Annotated in this window: 19 protein-coding genes, 1 other RNA gene and 1 riboswitch; of the genes, 13 read left to right on the top strand and 7 right to left on the bottom strand. The window is 36.1% G+C overall.

Annotated features, from left to right (window positions below):
• Positions 1 to 63: 63 nt before the first annotated feature.
• The 4 genes from I6760_RS11730 to I6760_RS11715 form a co-directional block, all read right to left on the bottom strand.
• Positions 64 to 258 carry a MarR family transcriptional regulator gene (locus tag I6760_RS11730; protein ID WP_196594581.1) on the bottom strand — a complete coding sequence of 65 codons (195 nt, stop codon included), beginning with the start codon at positions 256 to 258 and terminating at the stop codon, positions 64 to 66.
• A gap of 34 nt (positions 259 to 292) precedes the next feature.
• A complete protein-coding gene (locus tag I6760_RS11725; RefSeq protein ID WP_196594580.1) occupies positions 293 to 550 on the bottom strand; it encodes a recombinase family protein in 258 nt (85 codons plus the stop codon).
• 51 nt (positions 551 to 601) lie between these two features.
• Entirely contained in the window at positions 602 to 817 is a 216-nt protein-coding gene (locus I6760_RS13110; RefSeq protein WP_196594579.1) for a transposon-encoded TnpW family protein, read from the bottom strand.
• A gap of 88 nt (positions 818 to 905) precedes the next feature.
• Entirely contained in the window at positions 906 to 1,799 is an 894-nt protein-coding gene (locus tag I6760_RS11715) for an alpha/beta hydrolase (protein ID WP_196594578.1), read from the bottom strand.
• Between the two features lie 135 nt (positions 1,800 to 1,934).
• Between I6760_RS11715 and I6760_RS11710 the strand changes: the two genes are divergently transcribed.
• Positions 1,935 to 2,285: a winged helix-turn-helix transcriptional regulator gene (locus tag I6760_RS11710; protein ID WP_196594577.1), complete on the top strand. Its 351-nt coding sequence runs from the start codon at positions 1,935 to 1,937 to the stop codon at positions 2,283 to 2,285.
• 1,405 nt (positions 2,286 to 3,690) lie between these two features.
• On the opposite strand, the gene serA is transcribed toward I6760_RS11710, so the two are convergent.
• Positions 3,691 to 5,274, bottom strand: coding sequence for a phosphoglycerate dehydrogenase (gene serA / locus I6760_RS11705; protein WP_196594576.1), 1,584 nt, complete (start codon positions 5,272 to 5,274; stop codon positions 3,691 to 3,693).
• Positions 5,275 to 5,541: 267 nt separating this feature from the next.
• On the opposite strand from serA, the gene I6760_RS11700 reads away from it, so the two are divergent.
• The 7 genes from I6760_RS11700 to dnaX all read left to right on the top strand — a co-directional run bounded on the left by I6760_RS11700 (position 5,542) and on the right by dnaX (position 15,014).
• Positions 5,542 to 6,831, top strand: a complete 1,290-nt coding sequence (locus I6760_RS11700) for a TolC family protein (protein WP_196594575.1) — start codon at positions 5,542 to 5,544, stop codon at positions 6,829 to 6,831.
• Complete coding sequence (locus tag I6760_RS11695; protein ID WP_196594574.1) at positions 6,828 to 7,943, top strand: efflux RND transporter periplasmic adaptor subunit; 1,116 nt, start codon at positions 6,828 to 6,830, stop codon at positions 7,941 to 7,943. Before I6760_RS11700 ends, I6760_RS11695 begins: the two co-directional genes overlap by 4 nt.
• Before the next feature lie 201 nt (positions 7,944 to 8,144).
• Entirely contained in the window at positions 8,145 to 9,359 is a 1,215-nt protein-coding gene (locus I6760_RS11690; protein WP_231036265.1) for an ABC transporter permease, read from the top strand.
• A 216-nt stretch (positions 9,360 to 9,575) separates the two neighbouring features.
• A complete protein-coding gene (locus I6760_RS11685) occupies positions 9,576 to 11,498 on the top strand; it encodes a peptidase U32 family protein (RefSeq protein WP_196594573.1) in 1,923 nt (640 codons plus the stop codon).
• A gap of 170 nt (positions 11,499 to 11,668) precedes the next feature.
• The gene (locus I6760_RS11680) at positions 11,669 to 12,958 is read left to right on the top strand and encodes an aspartate aminotransferase family protein (protein WP_196594572.1); all 1,290 of its coding nucleotides are present in this window, start codon (positions 11,669 to 11,671) and stop codon (positions 12,956 to 12,958) included.
• Between the two features lie 110 nt (positions 12,959 to 13,068).
• Positions 13,069 to 13,168, top strand: an RNA gene (gene ffs, locus I6760_RS11675) — signal recognition particle sRNA small type.
• Between the two features lie 55 nt (positions 13,169 to 13,223).
• Positions 13,224 to 15,014, top strand: a complete 1,791-nt coding sequence (dnaX, locus tag I6760_RS11670; protein ID WP_330997971.1) for a DNA polymerase III subunit gamma/tau — start codon at positions 13,224 to 13,226, stop codon at positions 15,012 to 15,014.
• Positions 15,015 to 15,149: 135 nt separating this feature from the next.
• Here dnaX and I6760_RS11665 read toward each other — a convergent pair whose 3' ends face one another.
• Positions 15,150 to 15,479 (bottom strand): hypothetical protein, encoded by a 330-nt coding sequence (locus I6760_RS11665; protein ID WP_196594571.1) that lies wholly within the window; start codon positions 15,477 to 15,479, stop codon positions 15,150 to 15,152.
• A 276-nt stretch (positions 15,480 to 15,755) separates the two neighbouring features.
• Between I6760_RS11665 and I6760_RS11660 the strand changes: the two genes are divergently transcribed.
• The 4 genes from I6760_RS11660 to I6760_RS11645 all read left to right on the top strand — a co-directional run bounded on the left by I6760_RS11660 (position 15,756) and on the right by I6760_RS11645 (position 19,706).
• Positions 15,756 to 17,660, top strand: coding sequence for a sigma 54-interacting transcriptional regulator (locus I6760_RS11660; protein WP_196594570.1), 1,905 nt, complete (start codon positions 15,756 to 15,758; stop codon positions 17,658 to 17,660).
• Between the two features lie 12 nt (positions 17,661 to 17,672).
• Positions 17,673 to 17,770: riboswitch (TPP riboswitch) on the top strand.
• A 94-nt stretch (positions 17,771 to 17,864) separates the two neighbouring features.
• Positions 17,865 to 18,701 (top strand): hydroxyethylthiazole kinase, encoded by an 837-nt coding sequence (gene thiM, locus I6760_RS11655; protein WP_231036264.1) that lies wholly within the window; start codon positions 17,865 to 17,867, stop codon positions 18,699 to 18,701.
• Positions 18,702 to 18,705: 4 nt separating this feature from the next.
• Positions 18,706 to 19,011, top strand: a complete 306-nt coding sequence (locus I6760_RS11650) for a thiamine-binding protein (protein WP_196594569.1) — start codon at positions 18,706 to 18,708, stop codon at positions 19,009 to 19,011.
• Positions 19,008 to 19,706: a thiamine phosphate synthase gene (locus tag I6760_RS11645; RefSeq protein ID WP_196594568.1), complete on the top strand. Its 699-nt coding sequence runs from the start codon at positions 19,008 to 19,010 to the stop codon at positions 19,704 to 19,706. Before I6760_RS11650 ends, I6760_RS11645 begins: the two co-directional genes overlap by 4 nt.
• 165 nt (positions 19,707 to 19,871) lie before the next feature.
• Here the strand turns inward: I6760_RS11645 and I6760_RS11640 are convergent, their stop codons facing one another.
• Positions 19,872 to 20,672 (bottom strand): polysaccharide deacetylase family protein, encoded by an 801-nt coding sequence (locus I6760_RS11640; RefSeq protein WP_231036263.1) that lies wholly within the window; start codon positions 20,670 to 20,672, stop codon positions 19,872 to 19,874.
• Positions 20,673 to 20,974: 302 nt separating this feature from the next.
• Between I6760_RS11640 and I6760_RS11635 the strand changes: the two genes are divergently transcribed.
• On the top strand, positions 20,975 to 21,952 hold the full coding sequence (locus tag I6760_RS11635; protein ID WP_196594566.1) for a biotin--[acetyl-CoA-carboxylase] ligase: 978 nt from the start codon (positions 20,975 to 20,977) through the stop codon (positions 21,950 to 21,952).
• Positions 21,953 to 21,954: the final 2 nt, after the last annotated feature.

Below are 21,954 nucleotides of genomic sequence, written 5' to 3'. Positions count from 1 at the left end.
ATACTAAAACCCTGGCGATTCATCCCACTATTTTAGAAGTTGGGAAATTCTCGCCACAAAAAGTTAAAAGTTGGTACAATATAATAATATATTTTCATTTTCTTCCCCAATGATTAATGAATATAAATCCAATACTTCTGGCTTAGGATATAACCGCCACATTCTCTTATCGATATTATCCCGCTTCCTCTCGATCAGTCCCTTATCTTCCATCTTTTGAATTGCTTTTGCTGTTGTTGATTTATCTACCTTCAGCATAATTGATAAATCAATTGGATTTATCCCCTCATTTTCACAAATCCTTGACGATCACCGTATTAATTTTCCCCGCCTGTATGCCGTCGATCATTTGCTGGAAGCCCTTGCGCTGGAATGTTGTGCCGCTGACGCCATCGTCCGTGAACACCACGGTATCAAGAAAACCGTGGTCTTTGGCGTACTTTTGCAGGATCAGGCGCTGGTTCTGGATGCTGTCGCTTTCACCGTTGCAGTTATCGTCCACCGAAAGGCGGCAATACAGCGCGTTCTTGTTTTGAACTGCCTTTTGCATCGTTACCTCTTTTCCGTCAGTCTATCCATAAAGGAAGTTTGTGTGGCTTCATTATACTGCGGATGGGCGGCGCTGTGAACGGGTCGGGCGAAAAAATTGGGCCAAAAGAGGCCCAGGGCCGCCTGCAAAGCAAGGTCGATCACCCGCGCCATGGGTGGATACCACCGTTTCGGCGGTATCCTGCTTGAAATAAGCGTTGACGATGTATGTAGTCCCGCCAATCGTTCGGCGGGCAGTGCTGACTGCGGGGTTGCTGGTATGCTCCATGTTGCCTCCTGTTCGCATATGCCAAGCCGTCACGGTGAAATGGCGGCTCCTCCATCAGCCGATAGCGTTATTAAAATTATACTGACAGTTACAATAAAAAATGTCTATTTAAAAAATTCACAGCTAAGGTTGTCCAAACTGAAACATCTGTATTTATTTTTTCATGACTATTAGTTGTATTGTGATTTGCTAATGATAACCCATGATACCCACTTTCAAAGACATGCAATTCATATGGAATATTATTGCCGCTCAATTTTTCCGCAAATTTCAATATTTGACCTACGTAAACCATACCGTCATTAGCAGTACCCCATATAAAAACTGGCGGCATATTGGGGGTAATATGATTAATAGGACTGCCTTCTTTTAACTGTTTTTCTGTTGCCTGTACTCCAATAGCTGCGTCCATAGCCATGCTTAGAAAATCGCCTTTTTTCATTTTTGCAAATTCAAGAAAACTATTGCAATTTTCATCTTCTACAATCTTTTTCTTTTGATATTCGAAATCAAGTAATGGATATGCTAATATTGCCGCATTAGGCTTTAACATTTCCGAAGACACCTCCAACTTTTTATATAAAAATTTTTCGTTCCATTGAGTTGCCAAAGAAGCACAAATCGAACCTCCTGCCGAAAAGCCTGCAATAGCTATTTTGCTGATATCAATGTTCCATTCAACAGCATGTTCCCGAACAGTAACTATCATTTTTGCTAAATCATATTCCGGGTTAGGGTAAGTGCTGTCTCCAATTTTTTTTGTGGTGTAGTTTAAGACAAAAGCCTGAAATCCATGATTCAAAAAGAATAGTGCAACGGGTTCCTTTTCTTTGTCTGTTATTCGTACAAATCCTCCTCCACCACAAATGATGATTGCGGGATGCTTTCTTTCGTTTTCAATATCGGGGGAGTTGTCCATCAGATAAGCCACATAATTTATTTTGTCATTGTTTTCCCAAAGCAATCTTTTTTCAACAAGCATAAATGTACCTCCATTTTCAATTTACTATTGATTATATATAGTATATTGATTATACTATATATAAAATCAGAGTCAAGTACGTAAAATATTCTAACTATGTACGGAAATTCATACCGAAAGGAGTGCTTTTGAAATATGTCTGAATACCAAAATTTTATAAACAGCCTGAAACACTATCAAGGCGACCCCAAATGTCCTGTATTGCAGTCATTAGAAATTTTGCAAGGTAAATGGACTTCTCGTATTATTTTTTACCTGCTAAAAAATAACCACATGCGATTTGGTAAATTAAAAAAGTCGATTCCAACAATTACAAATACCATGTTAACTTCGACCCTAAGAGAATTGGAGCAAAAGGGAATTGTTTCACGTATACAATATAATGAAATTCCACCACATGTTGAATATTCTCTGACAGAAACCGGCAATGCCCTTTTGCCAGTTTTCTTTGAGTTGGGGAAATGGGGAAAACAATACGCGCTGTAATTTGTATGTGCTATAATAGCTTGCAGGTTGTCATTTCTACAGGAATATTTATTCCGTTATGCTCAGCAACTGAAATATGTTTTTTCCTAGAACTACATTTACAATTGAAGGTATTTTATCAAGTTGCAATATAGTATTTACGATCACAATACCGCATTCGCACAAAACGGACAAGCAATTCATTCAGGTACCCGAATGACTCTTATTGAGGGCACCTGCCCCCAATCCCCTGGGCAAAAACGGACCTCACGTCCATTTTGCGAACGTCCCTTTCCGGGGCGGCTGTGCATCCTCGCGGATGCCGTACGGCGCGGTTCCGTGCAAGATGAAAATTCCATTTACGGCCACGGGTCTCTCTATGGCAGGTTGCCATGCTTACCTTTCTCTGGGTGGCGGCGGTTTACGCCTCAGGGAAAGGAACGTCCGTCAAGGATGAGCCTTGCCGTGAGGCACGCAAGAGGTTTGGAGGGCGCAACGGCCTCGCATAGCGCACGGCACCCGTAAGGGTGTATAAGTGCGCTATCCAGATGCCCCATGTTGTTGCTTTGAATATAGAGCTGCCGAAAGAAGCGCACATACCTTTTAACGCGCTCACTTGGCATAAATATGAATTCAAAAAACACTTTCCAGAATGCCTCCGTGCTCAATAAGACGGTGTGCTCACATTCTGTGTTCCTCCATGCTTTTCGATTCAATAGAATTTTATTCGGATTTTCAAGCTGCTAGATTGCCTCTTGAATACGTTTATTTTTTCTTCCAGTGTTGGCACAACATTCTCTATTTCTTAGCAAGCACAAAAAGCCGTCCATTTGGACGGCTTTTTATTAGATGCGAAATGTTTGGTTATGAGACCGAGTTCTATTCATTTTCCGTGGAAGCATAAAAAATGTATTAGGACAGAAAAACAGAGCCCTCAATCTATATAGTCAAAATAAATCAGTAACTAAAGTTGTTCAAATTTTAGGGTACCCCTTAGGCGAGCCTTATATATGTGGATTGCAGCAAAAAGACTGCCACCTAAAACAGGCTCCAAGAAAAAATAGGACAATAAACCGACTCATCCGAGGCGTTCTCCACTTAAATTAAAATTATCAACACTTCACCGTTGCTTTAAACTCGGTGAAAATGTAAAATTGATATCAGAAGAAATTGATATCATTAATATAGTATAAATGCCGCTGTTCCTGTATAATATTACAAGATCAGCGGTATTATTAGTAGTAATTATTTTCTCATTTTATGACAGATAAACTCCCACCAGTTTCTATTCGTGGACAGTTAAACACGAAACATTGGTAAGCAGGATTTCGTCCACTTCACATATTTTGATCATTCTACACACCGACTTTAATTTTCCTAGTGAAACTAAAGCAGCTACTATATTCTATATAAAATATATCTTATCTCACACAGTATAAAAATTTACCAGTTTAGCATCAAAAATGCCATCTATTTTTAATACTTCATCAATAATATTCTGTGTAATGTCATTATCAATAGTAAGTACCATCATACTTGTACCTGCAATTGCCGTTTTTCCTACCTGCATTCCTGAAATATTTACATTATATTTCCCCAAGACTGAACCGACCTGACCAATCATTCCCGGACGATTGATATGAGGACAAATAAGAATACGGGCATGAGGATCAACATCAACACGATGCTGATTTATTGTAACAATGCGTCCATCTGTACCAAAAAGAGTTCCCTGTACAGATTGTTCTCCTTCTGGTGTTCTTACTGTAACAGTTATCAAATTGGCAAAATTTTTAACATCCTTATTTTTTATTTCTTCTATTTTAATATTACGCTGTTTAGCTATTGAAGGGGCATTTACATAATTAACAGCTGTCTGCAGTATAGGATTAAGCATACCCTTGATAACTGCTATGGAAATCATTTTTGTATCTATATCTGCAATATTACCATTATAGCGAATCGTCAAGCTTTGTATTGGCCCATCTGAAAGTGACTGTGCCGTACATCCTAATCTTTCTGCCAAAGTAAGATATGGACGAATTTTTCCCATTGTTTCAGCAGATACAGGCGCCATATTCACAGCAGTAGAAACAGGTTCCCCTTTTAATGCAGCAGCTACTCCGTGGGATGCATCAATGGCAACACCTATCTGTGCTTCCACTGTAGATGCTCCAAGATGCGGCGTCAAAACTATGTTAGGAATATTGCGTAGCGGGTTATCTGCTGCTAAAGGTTCACTTGTAAATACATCAATAGCTGCACCAGCAACCTGCCCTGCCTTTACGGCATCGGCAAGATCCTGTTCATTTATTATACCACCGCGAGCGCAGTTTATAAGTCTTACCCCTTTTTTCATTTTGCATATATTATCTTTATTCAGCATATTTTTAGTTTGGGGGGTAAGGGGCATATGTACTGTAATAAAATCTGCATTTTTTATTACATCATCAAGTGAACCGATCGTTACACCAAGTGCATGCGCCCGATCTTCATTCAAGTATGGATCATATGCTATTATTTTCATATCAAAAGACATTGCTCTTTTAGCAACGCCAGATCCGATACGGCCCAAACCTATAACACCCAGTGTTTTTCCCCGTAATTCCACACCAACATATTTTTTACGATTCCATTCACCCTTTTGCACTGTTTCATTAGCAATAGGTATCATTCGGCTCATAGAAAGCATCATTGCCATTGTATGTTCAGTAGCCGCAATTGTATTCCCTTCTGGAGCATTTAAAACAATAATTCCCCGATCAGTTGCCGCGGAAATATCTATATTATCAGTACCAACTCCTGCTCTGCCAATAACTTTAAGTTTTTCAGCCTTATCTATAACTTTCTTTGTTATTTTAGATGCACTGCGTACGATTATCCCATCAAATTCTGCTATTATACTGAGTAATTCTTCTGCTGGTAATTTTTCTTTGACAACCACGTCAAACTCTTTGTCTAAAATATCGACAGCTTTTTTTGATACGCCATCAGCAACTAAAACTTTCATTATAATTTCCAATCTCCCTTTTATATGTATAAATATATATCTATTTTAGTTTATCAATATTATATACGTCAAGTATAAAAAAAATATTAATGTCAAATATGAAAAGATTTTTGTGCAAACTTTCTTCAAATATTAAATAATAAAAATACTCAGCGTAAACCACAGCATATTATTTTTATTAAAAATAATATATAATAATATGTTGTAAGCAAAATTTACTATTATAAGCAAATAAAAGGTTTTATATTACTCAAGAAAGGCACGGTTATGAATAAAAAAATCTTAAAAGAACTATTCCCTCTCGCATTTATTTTATCATTATTTCCCACATCATCAGGTTTTTGCGCTCGTCTTTCGCTAGACGAATCTGTCCAAATGGCTCTGCAAAACAATCTGGAAATCCAAATTGCCGCAAAGAAAGAAGATACTGCCAAATATAATCTTGCCGGGGCAAAAGCCAAAAAAAGACTTACCATCTCATTAGGTAGCAATTTTTCTATATCTGACGGAATCACCGATGGCATAAAAAAGCAGTTTGAACGTGACAATACTAACAGCTTATCATTGAATTATCCACTTTATTCGGCCGGTAAAAACAATCTTAATGTCAACATACAAGAACAAACCTTATTACAAAGCAGCCTAAATACTCAGCGTACAGCAGAAAACATAGCATATAATACAATTAAAGCATATTATGATATTTTAGAAGCCGATCAAGATATAAATGTAGATAAAGAATCTGTAAATAACTATACACAACATTTAAAAAACGTACAGGAATTGTATAGTGCCGGCAGCATTCCAAAATCTGATTTATTACGTTCGCAAGTGGCTTTATCGAATGCAAAGCAGACTTTGATAAAGGCTAAAAATACTTATGATATAAATGTTATAACTTTCAAGAATATTATAAAACTCAATCGTGATGAACCACTTTATCTTACAGACACTTTCAAATACAGAGCTTTCATAAAACCACTTTCCTACTGCCTGCTTTATGCTGCCAAACATCGTAAGGATCTAGAACAGGCAAAAATAGACTGCAATATTGCACAGAAAAATATTGAATTAGCAAAAACTGATTACAAACCAACAGTAAATGCTTCTATAAGCACTGACTGGACTAATCAACCCACTCCGACAGAACGAGATCATGATTACACAGTCGGCATTGCTGCAAGTTGGGATGTTTTTGACAACGGTCTTACTAAATCAAGTATAAATTCAGCGCAGTCTGTTCTTGAACAAAAACAGCTCGCATTGCAGGAAAAAGCTGATGACATTGACTTAGAAGTTCGTCAGGCATATCTGAATATGAACGAAGCAAAGAAAAGATTCAATTCAACACAGACAGCTATAGATCAGGCAGAAGAAGACCTATTTATCGCACAGGAAAAATACCGTGTTGGCGCCGGAATAATATTGGATATCATTGATGCACAACTTGCCTTATCAACTGCCAGACTTAATCAAATAAGTGCACAATATGATTATGCTCGTGACAAAGCACAATTAAAAAACGCTATGGGTATAAGTGTGGAGGACAATGAATGAAAAAATATTTAACTAAAAAAACCGTTGCTGCATGTATTTTATTATTGATAATTTTATGTTTTGGCAGCTATAAATATTGGCAGATACACCATGCAGCGCAAAAACCGAAAACATCAGGTGAACTTTACACTGTAAAAAAGATGAATCTGCAATCCACAGTATCTGCTACAGGAACAATAAAACCTTTAGAATCGGTGGAAATAAGTTCTAAAATAACTGCACGAATTAAAAACGTTTTAGTAAAAGAAAATGATAATGTAAAAAAAGGACAGACTGTTGCTGTCTTAGATGGCAAAGATTTAGAAAACGAACTCATAAAAGCCCAGGAAACCGTAAATAATACTCTGTCCAAATATAATCGTACAAAATATTTATATTCAATTGGTGCCAAATCAAAAGAAGATTTAGAAGATGCCCAGTATAAATATGCTACGGCTAAAAGTGATATGGAAGTCACAAAATCCGATTTGGATGAAACTGTAATTACAACTCCCATAAACGGTGTAGTCGTTGGTGAACCTAAGACTCCTGGTACAATGGCTGTACAGGGTACAAGCAATCCAACAATTATAATGCGCATTGCCGATTTATCAAAAAAACAAATATTGGCTAAAGTTGATGAAACAGACATCGGAAAAATACAGTTAGGTCAATCAGCTGTATTTACCGTTGACGCTTATACAGATAAAAAATTTACTGGTAGAGTAGCTAAAATCTCTCAAACCGATACTAATAATACCTGGGATACTTCCTCCAGTTCATCCTCCTCATCATCTTCTTCAGTAATATATTACTATGTTACCTTGGCTGTTAATGATCCTCAGGGACTATTAAAGCCCTCCATGACTGCCCGGGTAGAAATAACTACAGCCAATAAAAATAACGTACTTGCCATACCTCTTTCTGCCTTGAAAACCGATAGCAAAGGTTCCTATGTTATTCTTGTAAATAAAAACGGTACTACACAAAATAAATATATACAGACTGGTATTTACAGTGATGATTATGTTGAGATTACCAGTGGACTTATTGCCGGTGATAAAATCTCATTACAATATACTGCTAAAAAGGCAGTAACCAACACATCTTCACACCATAATGGTCCCTTTTAAAATATACTAGTATAATGGCATGATTATTTTTAGTATTATGTTTTATTAACTTTATATACTGTATTAATTTTCTTATAGCCAAGGTTATTTTATTTTTTATGGAATTATTATAAAAAATTTTATAAAATGATATTTACCAATGTTCCACTACACTAGTTATAAATTTTTCATATATAAACTACCAGGAGGAAAAGATAACTATTGTTTAAAGAAAGTGTAATAATTGCTCTTAAAAGCCTGACAGTAAATAAACTGCGTTCTATCCTTACTATGCTCGGAATAATTATTGGCGTAAGTGCTGTTATAACAATGGTTTCCATCGGTATGGGCATAAAAAAACAAATACAGGACTCCATAGCTAGCCTTGGTAGTAATATGCTGATTGTTACGGCCGGTGCCCCCCGGGTTAATGGCGTTAGACAAGCTGCCGGAAGTGGTGAAAATTTAAAGCTTGATGATGCCAGTGCTATAAAAAAAAGAATCAAGAACATTGATTTCCTTACTCCTATGGTACAAAGATCTTATCAAATTATAAATGGCCGGCAAAATTGGAATACTGTCGTCTATGGTATTACTCCCGCATATATGTCAATACGTTCACTTACTGTGAAAAGCGGTTCTTTTATCACTAAAAATGATCTTAATACACGCTCACGTATCGCTGTAATAGGCACAACAGTAGCCACTAATTTGTTTGGCAGTGATAATCCTGTTGGTAAAAATATTCGTATCAATAACGATCCTTATAAAGTAATCGGAGTCCTGGAGAGTAAGGGACAATCCACTATAGGCCAAGATCAGGATGACTGCGTACTGATTCCAGTGACAACAGCCATGGAAAGATTAATGGCTGTAACCAGTATAAGAATAATCGACATACAAGTTTCTTCTGCAGACAAAATTGATATGGTACAGCAGCAAATAGAAACATTATTGCGGCAGCGTCATCATATAAAAAATCCCGTCAATGATGATTTTCAAGTAAGAAATCTTACAAGTATTATGGAAACAATGAATAATACTACAACTATGATAACACTGCTCCTGGGAAGTATTGCTGCTATTTCTCTATTGGTAGGCGGTATAGGAATCATGAATATAATGATAGTTTCCGTAACAGAACGCACGCGTGAAATAGGAATACGCAAGGCGTTAGGTGCAACATTCAACGATATAATGCTGCAGTTTTTAATCGAATCAATAATAGTGAGCGTAATAGGTGGACTAATCGGCATCGTGCTTGGCTGTGGTACTGCCGCTGCCATATCAAAATTTGGTGGATTTGCCACAGTCATAACGGTTGGGCCTATTTTATTATCATTTTTCTTCTCAGTCGGCATTGGTCTATTTTTCGGTATATATCCCGCCCGTAAAGCAGCTAAATTAAACCCTATAGATGCACTGCGATATGAATAATTTATATAAACTTGATAAAATCATATGTAATTTTAATTATAATATTGTATAATTGCTATATAATGTTATATTAAACTAACTTTTAATATAATTGACATTTAGTGTTATAATGTAAAGATAGTTTTTTATGAAATAATATTATCTTTCATTTACTTCTCAGCTGAAGGTATTTTTGAAAGATAAACAATCTTTTATAAGGATGGTATCTACTATTTTATGTTACTTAATAAAAAATCTATTGAACTTTTAGCTCCTGTTGGCAAATGGGATACATTACAAGCAGCAGTAAATGCTGGCGCAGATGCTGTTTATCTAGGCGGAAAAGCTTTTAATATGCGGATGTTCCGTAATGATTTTAATTTTGACAACAATACATTAAAAAAAGCTGTAAAGTATGTTCATTCCCATGATGTCAAAGTATACTTGACATTAAACAACCTCATAAGTGAAGAAGAAATTCCTGCCCTCACAGAGTATTTGAAATTGCTCAATGACGACATTCGTCCTGATGCACTTATTGTTCAGGATTTTGCCGTGATAGAACTTATAAGGGAATTAGGACTAGATCTAAATTTACATTCATCAATAATGATGAATACACATAATTCTTTAATGATTGACAAATTTAAACAATATGGTATCAGCCGCGTTGTTGCCAGCCGTGAAATGAGTCTTAATGAAATACGTTTATTAAAAGAAAAAAGTGCTATTGAACTAGAGTACTTCATACATGGTGATATGTGTATTGCTGAAGGAGGACAATGCTTCCACTCTGGCGTTGTATTCGGCAACAGCAGCAATCGCGGCCGTTGTATGAAACCGTGCCGCTGGCAGTATAAATTTGCTGAAGAAAAAGATATCGATAATAATGACAAGATGGTTGCTAAAAAATTTTCCTATAAACTAGCATTAAAAGATATGTGTATGTATCGTGCCCTTCCACAATTAATTCAATCAGGTGTTTATTCTTTCAAAATAGAAGGCCGCATGCGTGATGCCGAATTTATAAGCCAAATAGTGGGAATATATCGCCGGGCAATAGATAAATATATACATGATCCTGCCGGATACAGCATTAACCAAAATGACTGGCATAATCTGGAAATAAAAAAAGTCCGTGGATATTCTACCTGTTTTGCCTTAGGTAAACCGACCTATGCTGACATTGGTTTATCAGGCAAACATGAACCGCGTTTTTTTAGTAACGCTATAAAAGAAAGCGCTTTTACTACAAAAGCCGTTTTTCCACAAACAGTTAATAACAATATACCGCTTCTTGCAGTAAGATGCGCTACACTTGACCATGTGAAGGAAGCTTGTGCCGGCAAAGCTGATATTATATATGCTGGCGGCGATGTATACCGCCCTCTTACACCATGGACTATTGAAGATATAAAAAAAGCCCGTGAACTTACGCAAAAGGCAAATTGCCAGCTAGTTATCTCTACTCCGCGCATAACTAAAACACGTGAACTAAAAGAAATGGAACAGTTATTCGCCAGTTTAACAGATATTAACCCCGATGGTATTCTCGTACATAATATGGGCACTTTGGCACTCGCCCAAACAACAAACCTACCTGTTAGGTGCGGTGTATCATTTAGCATCTTCAATAGCAAAGCAGCCTCTTTATTGCAAAAAGAAGGTGCTGTTATGGGAACTGCATCATTGGAACTTTCTTATGCTCAAGTTAATTCTCTACTAGAAAACAGTCCTCTTCCCATCGAAATAATTGTTCACGGAGCAATCGAAGCAATGATTTGCGATTTTGATTTTATTGCTGAAGAAACGGGTAAAAACCAGCTAACAGCTCCAGAAGCATTTAATAAACATTATGCTTTTATAGACACCGCCTCTGAAATTCACTCCATAAGACGTACTCAGTATGACAGAAACTATATTTTATTTGCCCATGATTTATGTTTGCTGCCATATATTGATAAATTAAATAATGCTGCCTCATTTTGTATTGAAGCACAGGATTACACACCAGAATATACTGGTCGTTTAGTCCATATATATCGTCGTGCTATAGATAATCTTACTAAATATAATAAAAAAGACCTGCTGAAGGAAATAGAAATAAATGCGCCACGTAAAATTGGCAATGGTGTTTATAGATATGATTCCACCAAATAAACTTTTTTGCGGTAAAATTTTATTATAAAGCTTATAGTATACTGTTTATATGCTCCTAAATATAGACAGTATATTTCTTTTATTATATAAAGAACACAAAATTTTTATCCAACATCCCTTATAACCAGTATGTATTTATTAATTTATATGTCCCATAGAAAGGAAATCCAATGAAAGAATATATCGGGCCACAGAATATTTTAAAGAAAAAGCAAAAATATATAATGCCTTGTCTAGGACATTTTTATAAAAATCCACCTCAATTTGTAAAGGGAACTATGCAGTATCTTTTTGATAATACAGGGAAAAAATATACCGATTTCTTTGCCGGTGTTTCCGTAATGAATTGTGGTCATTGTAATCCTGAAATAACCGCAGCTGTCTGTCAGCAGGTAAATGAGCTGCAACATGTATGCAATATATATCTTACAGAAAATTTTGTTAACCTTGCTGAAAAATTAGCCCAAGTAACCCCTGGAACACTCCAGAAATCATTTTTCTGCTCCACTGGTACAGAAGCCAATGAAGGAGCTTTATTACTGGCAGAATTATACACCAAAAACAATGAATATATTGCCTTGCGGCATGGATTGCACGGACGCACAAAACTTACGATGAGTTTGACCGGCATAAGCATGTGGCGTACCGATCCGCATCCTGTAGGCGGTATACATTTTGCGCCTAATCCCGACTGCTACCGCTGCCCTTTAAAAAAACATTATCCTGAATGTGATATCGAATGTGCTAATATGCTTGAAGATATTATTAACTACTCTACCGCAAATAAAGTTGCTGCTTTCATTGCAGAACCTATACAAGGCAATGCCGGCATAATTGTACCACCTAAAAATTATTTTAAACGAATAAAAGAAATACTCAACAGACATCATATTTTATTAATTATCGATGAGGTTCAAAGTGGCTTTGCCCGTACTGGTAAAATGTTTGCTATTGAAAACTTTGATGTCGTGCCTGATATAATGACAATGGCTAAAGCACTGGGTAATGGTGTTCCCATAAGTGCCTTTATCGCTACAGCAGAAATTGCTGATGCCTATGTCAAACCAAGTGCATCCACCTTGGGCGGTAATCCGGTATCGACAGCTGCGGGTATCGCTGTTTTAGATTATATAAAAAAACATGATCTATTAAATAATGCCCAGGAACGGGGCCGTCAACTAAAAAATGGTTTAAAAGATATTCAAAGCCGTCATCCACTAATAGGTGATGTACGCGGTATCGGCCTTATGGTCGGTGCAGAATTGGTTACTAAAGGTAAAATTCCTGCCGCTGCTAAGCTTGATATAATATCAGAAGAAATGAAGGACAGGGGCTTCGTTATTGGGAAAAATGGCATATCGAGAAATGTCCTCGCTTTTCAGCCCCCCCTTGTAATTACTGAAAAAAATATTGCTAATATGCTAGATGCTTTAGAAACTACAATAAAAAAATATGAATAACTAATTTTATCAAGACTATTATGATTGCCAATATAAACTTAGTCTTGCAACTAAACATAACTTATGATAAAATAATTAAGCAAAAGCAGTTTCTCAGGCGAGACTGCGGTGCTTGGGTCTCACGCAATGAAGATTCATGAATCCCGTCAGGTCCGGAAGGAAGCAGCGGTAAGTGATCTCCTTCATGTGCCGTGAGAGTGCCTGAGCATCGTAATCTGGACTGAGAAGCTGTTTTTTTATTTTATTAGTTAAATTATAATAGAGGGTGATTATTATATCTTATGTAGCACTATATCGCAAATGGCGTCCTCAAAATTTTGCTGATCTGGTGGGCCAGGATCATATTAGTCATACTCTGTCACAGGCAATAAAAAGCGGCAAAATAGGTCATGCTTATTTATTTTCCGGTCCACGGGGAACAGGAAAGACTAGCACAGCTAAAATTATGGCCAAGGCATTAAATTGTGAACAAGGCCCGACTGATATTCCCTGTAATAAATGTAAAAACTGCCAAAAAATAAACAATAACACTTTTATGGATGTCTATGAAATTGATGCCGCTTCTAATCGTGGAATTGATGAAATACGGGATCTCCGGGAAACAGTTAAATTTGCTCCAGTCGATGGTAAATATAAAGTTTACATAATTGATGAAGTGCATATGCTTACAGCTGAGGCTTTTAATGCCTTGCTTAAAACTCTGGAGGAACCACCTCCAAATGTTGTGTTTATTTTGGCAACTACTGAAGTTCATAAAGTGCCTGCCACAATCCAATCACGTTGTCAACGTTATGATTTTAAACGCATAACAAAAACTGACATAAAAAAGCAACTGCAGAAGATAACAGCTGCGCTTAAAATAGAAGTTGAAGATGAAGCCCTCGATATTATAGCAGTACATGCCGATGGTGGAATGCGTGACGCATTAAGTTTATTAGATCAATGTACCGCTTTATCTGATGAAATACTTACAACCAGGAAAGTATGTAACATTTTAGGAATTGTCGGTCATAAAGCTGTCTGGCAGATTACTGATGCCATTATTGCCAATAACACACAAATTATATTACAGATTATTGATGAAATACTATCTACAGGCAAAGCTATTAGTCAATTGTTGAGTGAATTAGCCCTGCATTGGCGTTCTTTAATGATTTACAAAGCAACTGGTAGTTTACTGCTCGATAGATATCACGAAAAAATTGATATTATAAAAAAACAGGCTGCCTGCTTTTCCCATGAACAACTGACAAAAATGATAGAGACCATTTATGATGCCCTTGTTCAAACCAGATGGTCTCCGCAGCCAAGAGTTACTGTAGAAATAGCTTTGATGAAATTATGCTGTTCAGCCGAAACTTCTCTGTCTAAAGAAATTTGCCAATCTTCTAGTAAAAATACTGATGTAAAAATTGCTCGTTTAGAAAAAAAAATATCACATTTAGAAAATTTGATCAACACTATGTCTTCCTCAGCTGTATTGCCAATACCTAAAATCAATATACCGGCAACTAATACAGCAGCAAATAAAACCCTTGTTATATCTCCGCCTCTTCCCAAAAAGAAACCTCAATTTACTGAAAAACCAATTACTACTAATGCTGCCCCGCCAGTTGCCAATAGTATTGACAATACACCATCTGCTGATACAGCATCTATATGGCAGATGGTAATTAATGAACTCAGAGTACAACATAAAATTCCCACATTAGCCTGCATCGAAAAGGCACAGCCGCAGAGTATAGAAAACAATCAGCTTATTTTATCATTTAAAGCTCCTTTCTTAAAAGCACGTACAGAACGTGCTGACTATAGCAGTTTAATTGAAAAAATATTATTTGCTAAAACCGGTAAAAATATCAAGCTTGTTTGTATGATGGATAGCAGCGTTATTCCATCTGTTCCCAAAACAACAGCTCCTGCTGAAAAGAAAAAAGTAATACCCTCGCCACTAAACGAAACTGGTAATACTTTAAACGCTGAAGAAAAAAAACGCCTGCAGGCTGCTGTCAATATTTTTGGCAATAATATTATTGATGAAAAAAATAAAGACTAAGCAGCTATCCACTAGAATAGCTGCTTAGTTTTTTATTAACACCCCATAATGAACTAACGTCTATCAAACACCAGCTTCATAAAAACGAAATACTGCCTATTACAAATAAAATATTCCTTTATATCCTCTATAAAATTACTTAATATAACGTACATAGCAACTATATATAAACAATAAAAGTGCTAACCCCATAAAAATGAAGCTTAAATATTTTACCTTATCAATAGCAGCATCACTGATTTTTGCGTGCCGCTGTGCATAAATTGACAATAAAGCTCCTTCAAGTAATATATATATAGCTCTATCAACAACTGCCAACTGCGGCCAACCAATAAGTAAAAAAATAAAATTAATGCATATAAGTATTATTAATACAATATCACGGCCTGGTTTTTTTACAGGGGGATCAGCAGATTTTTTAGTCCTTTCAATTTTTTCACTGATACGTTTGGAGTATCGTGACATCGGCACCATTCCTTTTTGTTCTATTTTTTTTATTATAGCATAAATAGATACTTATTTCAGGATGATTTTAAGCATCTCAATAAATATTTTATATATGCTGATATACTTTAAAATCAAACTAAATATTTTTTATTATGATAAAATTACCTTTTTTTGTAAATATAGATTGATACTTTTCATAATGCTTGATACAATATAACATATTAGTTTTAACTTTACAAAAATATAGAATTGAGGTGTACATTTGCGCTAAATATATACAGCGCAAAAATACTAATGATTAGACAAAATCGCAATAGAAATAAATTAGCGACTTATTATAATATGTTTACAGAAACAGGAATAATTGATCCTAATGTTCATCCGTGGATTGCTGAATCGTGGAAAAAAAGTCGGGAACTTAACATATCAATTAAAAAATTCAATGATTTAAAAAGCCTTGATAAAGATTCTTTAAAATTATTACAAAAACGCCATCGTGCCGCCATAGAATATATGCAGGATTTTACTGATGGTATTAAAGATTTTCTTCAGGAATATGATCTATGTTTACTGCTGCTAGATAGTGAATGTACTGTTCTAAAAAATTATTCCTCCCCTTATAATCGCTTGCTTTCAAAAAAAATTGAGGGCGTAAGTCTCAAACTTGAAAATGTAGGCACCTTCAGCGCCAATATAGCTGCCAAATACAAAAGTTTATTCTGGGCTTTTGGGCCAGAAATATGGCTAAAGGCCCATCACGACTGTGACTCAGGAGCTGCTCCTGTATCTGTCTGCGGTGAAACCGGATATATTATAACCATTTTAAGCAGGGACTATGACAAGCTGCCCCAAGATGCAACTATTTCACTTCTCATGTCAATGAAAACAGCTATGGAGATTCACTTAAAACAAAAAATGTCGCTTCAGGCACAGGAAGCTATACTTGATGCGACTCCTTTTGCTGTATATCACATCTTAAAAAATGGTGATGTTGCTTACGCCAATAAGCTTGGCATAAGTCGTCTTGCCGGTATAGGCGCTATTGATAAAGATAAAACCCTCAATCTTAATGAAGTCGTATTAAACTATAAACACACTCCTATTTACAAGGGATTCAGCGGCGCAGCCTGTACCAACCAGGAAGTTACATGGACAACACAAGTCAAGACTTATGAAGATATAACAACAGTTGTGCCAATAAAAGATGAGCTTGATAATGAAATAAACAGTGTCGTTACAGTAACAATGCCTATTGAGGATCTGCGCATGCTTGTCGCACATGCAGCCGGATATACAGCTAAATACAGTCTTGACACAATTGTCGGGATCAGTCCGGCCTGTAAACTAATGAAAGAACGTGCACTACGAGCAGCAAAAAAGAATAATCATATTTTACTACAAGGAGAACCAGGTACCGGTAAACAACGGCTAGCTCATGGAATCCATATGGCCGGAGCCAGATCTAATGGTCCTCTTATTTCCCTCAACTGTGGTGATGTTCCGCCAGAACTTTTGGAGCAAGAATTATTCGGTGCAAAAACAGGAAAAGAAGTAAGTCATCCTGGTAAACTAGAATTAGCCAGTGGTGGTACTCTGCTTATGGATGAAATAGAAAAACTGCCCATTTCAATAGCAGAAAAATTAGCAGAAGCTCTGCATGATAAAAAAATATATCGCATAGGTGAAGAAATTGAAAGAAGTATCAATGTAAGAATCATCGCTTCATCAGATGGTAATTTGCGCCGTTTATGTGAAAAAGATCTATTTGATAAAAAATTATTCGAGATCGTGTCCCGCAGTATTATCCACTTACCTCCACTCAGAAGCCGACGTGAGGATATTTCACTTCTTTCTAAAAGTATTTTAAATGAATTGACCACTCAACATAAAATATCACCAAAACAGCTGGATAATGCTGCTTTGAAAATATTATCTGAATATGATTGGCCGGGAAATATAAAACAACTGCAGGGAGTAATAGAAAATGCTGTTCTCAATACTCAGGGTAATATTATAAAGGCAGAAAATATCAATCTCATGGGCAATATAAAACCTAGCAGTAAATGGAAAGAGGATAAAGATATATTCGTAAGAGCTTGGCAATCAGCCGGGGGAAATGTCAGTCGTCTTGCCAATCTTCTCGGCGTAAGCCGTGTAACACTTTATCGCTACATAAAAAAATACGGAGTAGAAAAATAAAAGCATCCGTCATATAATATGCAGGGGTACTCAAATGAGTTGAGAAGGTTAAACCTGACCCTTTGAACCTGTTAGTTAATACTAACGCAGGGAGCTGAATAAAAAACTGCTTGCCAATGGACAGGCAGTTTTTTATTATAAACTTATGTTGGTACTAAAATAATTAATTTTCAGTATCTAACTAAAGAAATGAGGTAAATTTTATTGATTTCCCAAGAAAATATACAAAAAGAAATTATTCACGCAGTAAATACTGTAAAGAAAGAAAATCCAATGGTAGCTTCTATAACAAATACTGTCACCATAAATTTTGTAGCTAATGCCCAGCTTGCCGTTGGCGGCTCAGCAGCTATGATTTATTTACCAGATGAGGCTGAGACTTTAGCCAAAGCTGGTAATGCCATGTATATCAATTTTGGCACATTGCTACCGATTTATGAAGAATCAATTCCCCGAACTGCAAAAATCTTATACGATTCCCATAAATCATGGGTATTAGATCCTGTAGGTATAGGTGCGGGCAGCCTAAGAAAAAAACTTCTTAAACTATTAAAAGGCTATAGACCCAGCATAATCCGCGGCAATGCTTCAGAAATTATTGCCTTGGCTAACCTATGGGAACTACCAAGTGGCAGAACACATTCAGGCATACGTGGAGTAGATTCCACAGATAAAGTAATTTCTGCCAGACAATCAGCAATTTCCTTGGCAAAATGGACCAATGGTACTGTAGCTGTATCAGGTGAAACAGATTTAATAACAAATGGCCGAGAAATCATTTTTTCTTACGGCGGTTCCCATTTCTTAAAAATGATTACTGGTTCAGGCTGTTCTTTAGGCGGTGTTGCTGCTATATATGCGACCGTCACTAGTCCATTCATTGCTGCGCTTACCGCTGTATCAATATATAATTTAGCTGGAAAACGCGCTGAAAAGATCGTACATGGTCCAGGACATTTTCAGGCTCAATTTCTTGATGAATTATATAAAGCCACTGCTGAAGATATAGCTGCCAATTTATTTACTATAGAGGAGATATAAAATAATGAATACATTAATTGCTGTTGCCATAGCTCCCTGTGGTGTGGGAGATGAACTATCATCAGATGTTGCCAAAGTAGTAAAAGTCATTCGCAATTCCGGTCTTCCCAATCGTACTAACTCCATGTTTACCGAAATCGAAGGCGAATGGGATGAAGTCATGCAAGTAGTTAAAGAAGCTACATTTATATTAGCTGAAAAAGGAATACGCACCGAAGTAGTTTTAAAAGCAGATATACGCCCTGGTTTTAAAAATATGATGCAGGAAAAACCAGCAAAAGTAAATCATATCTTAGGAGCACAAAAATGAATATAAGAAAGAATTTAAATATTTCTGCTTATCTGGTAATAGGTCCCGAAAACACCAAAAATCGGCCTGTTCAAAATATCATAGCAGCTGCTGTCAGTGCCGGTTTTACTTGTATTCAAATACGTTCCAAGACAGCATCAGCCCGTGAACTTATTGCAATAACCGCCCAAGCCGCTGCTGTTATTGCTGCTGCCCATAAGCAAAATAACATTTCTCTTCTCGTAGATGATCGGCTTGATGTTGTCCTGGCCGCACGAGAAGCCGGTACCAAAGTTGATGGCATCCATGTTGGACAAACAGATATTCCTGTTTCTGTCTGCCGAAAATATCTGGGAGAAAACTCTATAATAGGCTTATCTGCTAAAACAGATGAATTATTTTCTTATGTAAAAACAGCTGATGTAAGCCAAATTGACTATTTTGGCGCAGGACCACTGCACAAAACCCCTACTAAACTAGATTGCGGTTTAGATAAACACGGACAAATAATCACAAGAAGTTTTGCTGATATTGCCAAGCTAGTCGAAATAAGTCCTATTCCCGTTGTTGTTGGCGGCGGCGTAAAAATAAATGATATTCCTCAACTTGCCCAGACAAAGGCCGCCGGATTCTTTGTCGTATCAGCAGTAACACATGCTGCAGATCCACGTCAAGCCGCTTTCAGCTTAGTTAAAACATGGCATGACAATATATAAATATGCATCAATAATATAACTGCCACGTAAATATCATTTACTTAATTTAAAATGCCTGTTTATCTATCTGTCCTTGATAGGTTTAGATAGATAAACAGGCATTTTAAATTATAAAGGAAAATATTAAACCTGCAAAATTCACAATGAAATACCATAAACCTTATATTAATTCTTGATCCAACCTAATTTTTCAAAAAAAGGAAGATAATGCAATCGTCTATAAAAAGATCGAAAAGTATTAGAAGTATGAAAGATCGGTATTCTTTCCAAAGCAAAAACATTACTCGCATCAGTAACAGTCCCGTATTTTATGGTAAAAGCAGCATGATAGCCTGCATCCTTCAGCATTTTTGCTATATAAAGATTGTATGTCCCCGTCGGATAAGCAAAATAAACTGTATTTTGTTTAAGCCTTCTGTCAAGAACTTTTTTTGATTCAACAAGTTCATTTTTTATTTGTTCACTGGTCAGCTCTGTCAAGGATTTATGATTTACCGTATGTGATTCTATATATATTCCATTTTGCTTTAATTCTTCACATTGCTGCCATGTAAGATAATTAGGATACTTACTGACAAAATCAGTTATAACAAAAATCATTGCCGTAAATCCATACTTTTTTAGAATAGGATAGGCATTTTTATAATTGTCCTCATATCCATCATCGAAAGTTATAAGTACAGGATTCATTGGTAATTTTTTACCATATTCCAAATGGTCATAAAGTTCATCCGGTGTAATCACATGATAATTATTGTTTTTTAAATAGTTCATTTGTCTGTCAAAATCTGCTGGCAGAACTGATAAAGAAATATTTTTATTATCTATTTTATGATAATTTAAAACAATAACTCCTTCCTGTCCGGTATTATTATTTAAATCATTATTTTTGGAAATGGCATGAGGACTTGATAAAACCACAGGTATTAGACATAAAAGAACAATCAAACTCATTTTTTTGATCAAAGAGTATTTCATTTATCTTTCTATTGCCCCTTTCAAATATACTATTGCAAAATTAATTATAACAAGCTTATTTTAAATTTGCCAGTGTATTTTTCTTGCGAAAACAAATATCATAGGGTATTATAATTAGGATGTTTATTTTAACAGATATTAAGACACACTATTATTGTGTTTACATAAACATTAATAAAAACAGTCGTGTTTCTCTCAATGGTGAATTTTAATATCGTCCTTAAGAGAAAAGCAGCGGCTCTTGGTATATTACACCGACTAATATTATATAAAAGAAGGGCATTTATCATATGCGTTCAGAAATTTTAACAATTTTGCATAAGGCAAAAGGGAAATATGTCTCCGGCACATATCTAGCGAATAAGCTATCTGTGTCACGTACTGCCATATGGAAACATATTTGTATTTTAAAAAATGACGGTTATAATATTGACAGTAAATCAAAAAACGGCTACCGAATCATTGATTCCCCTGATTTATTAACTCCAGGAGAAATAAATGCTGTCCTTACTACAAAGACTTTTGGTCGTACAATAAAATACTATAAAAAAATTGACTCAACAAATAATGAAGCAAAAAAAATAGCTCTTGATGAAAAAGCTCCCGAAGGCACCATAGTTATCAGTGAATCTCAAGGTGACGGCCGTGGCCGTTTATCACGCGGCTGGTATTCCCCAGCCCAAAAAGGCATATGGTTTTCCATTATTTTACGGCCGGATTTTCTCCCACAGGAAGCACCAAAATGCACTCTGATGGCTGCTGTAGCCATTGCCAAAGCTATTTATACTATAACTGGTTTAAAAGTAGGCATAAAATGGCCAAATGATATTCTTTATGATGGAAAAAAGCTTGTAGGTATTTTAACAGAAATGAATGCTGAAATGGATAGAATAAACTATATCGTTATCGGTATGGGAATAAATGTAAATATTCTTTCACAGGATATGCCTGAAGAAGTAAAAGATATTGCAACTTCACTCATGCAGATAACCGGTAAAAAAATTTCTCGCCTCGCTCTTTTACAGCAGTTATTAGTTGAATTAGAAAATTTGTATACGACAATAAAAAAACATGGTTTTTCTCCCATTATACAGGATTGGAAAAAATATTCCATAACATTAGGAAAAAATATCAAAGTAATTAGTGTCAACGAAACCTTTTATGGCAAGGCTGTAGACATTGACAATTTTGGTGCATTATTAGTTGATACAGGTGAAAAAATTGAACGAGTATTAGCTGGTGATGTTTCTATTCGACCCGCAAAATAATT

The organism is Pectinatus sottacetonis (assembly GCF_015732155.1).
GTDB lineage: Bacteria > Bacillota > Negativicutes > Selenomonadales > Selenomonadaceae > Pectinatus > Pectinatus sottacetonis.
The sequence above is the reverse complement of the archived record's forward strand: the minus strand, read 5'-3'. Positions and strand labels throughout refer to the sequence as shown.

What these genes read in the sequence shown, in the direction of transcription:
- I6760_RS11635 (WP_196594566.1), top strand. Translation starts at nt 20,975, where the DNA reads ATGCGTTCAGAAATTTTAACAATTTTGCATAAGGCAAAAGGGAAATAT.
- I6760_RS11650 (WP_196594569.1), top strand. Translation starts at nt 18,706, where the DNA reads ATGAATACATTAATTGCTGTTGCCATAGCTCCCTGTGGTGTGGGAGAT.
- I6760_RS11665 (WP_196594571.1), bottom strand. Translation starts at nt 15,479, where the DNA reads ATGTCACGATACTCCAAACGTATCAGTGAAAAAATTGAAAGGACTAAA.
- I6760_RS11715 (WP_196594578.1), bottom strand. Translation starts at nt 1,799, where the DNA reads ATGCTTGTTGAAAAAAGATTGCTTTGGGAAAACAATGACAAAATAAAT.
- I6760_RS11700 (WP_196594575.1), top strand. Translation starts at nt 5,542, where the DNA reads ATGAATAAAAAAATCTTAAAAGAACTATTCCCTCTCGCATTTATTTTA.
- I6760_RS13110 (WP_196594579.1), bottom strand. Translation starts at nt 817, where the DNA reads ATGGAGCATACCAGCAACCCCGCAGTCAGCACTGCCCGCCGAACGATT.
- I6760_RS11695 (WP_196594574.1), top strand. Translation starts at nt 6,828, where the DNA reads ATGAAAAAATATTTAACTAAAAAAACCGTTGCTGCATGTATTTTATTA.
- I6760_RS11685 (WP_196594573.1), top strand. Translation starts at nt 9,576, where the DNA reads ATGTTACTTAATAAAAAATCTATTGAACTTTTAGCTCCTGTTGGCAAA.
- I6760_RS11710 (WP_196594577.1), top strand. Translation starts at nt 1,935, where the DNA reads ATGTCTGAATACCAAAATTTTATAAACAGCCTGAAACACTATCAAGGC.
- I6760_RS11730 (WP_196594581.1), bottom strand. Translation starts at nt 258, where the DNA reads ATGCTGAAGGTAGATAAATCAACAACAGCAAAAGCAATTCAAAAGATG.
- I6760_RS11645 (WP_196594568.1), top strand. Translation starts at nt 19,008, where the DNA reads ATGAATATAAGAAAGAATTTAAATATTTCTGCTTATCTGGTAATAGGT.
- I6760_RS11680 (WP_196594572.1), top strand. Translation starts at nt 11,669, where the DNA reads ATGAAAGAATATATCGGGCCACAGAATATTTTAAAGAAAAAGCAAAAA.
- serA (WP_196594576.1), bottom strand. Translation starts at nt 5,274, where the DNA reads ATGAAAGTTTTAGTTGCTGATGGCGTATCAAAAAAAGCTGTCGATATT.
- I6760_RS11725 (WP_196594580.1), bottom strand. Translation starts at nt 550, where the DNA reads ATGCAAAAGGCAGTTCAAAACAAGAACGCGCTGTATTGCCGCCTTTCG.
- I6760_RS11660 (WP_196594570.1), top strand. Translation starts at nt 15,756, where the DNA reads ATGATTAGACAAAATCGCAATAGAAATAAATTAGCGACTTATTATAAT.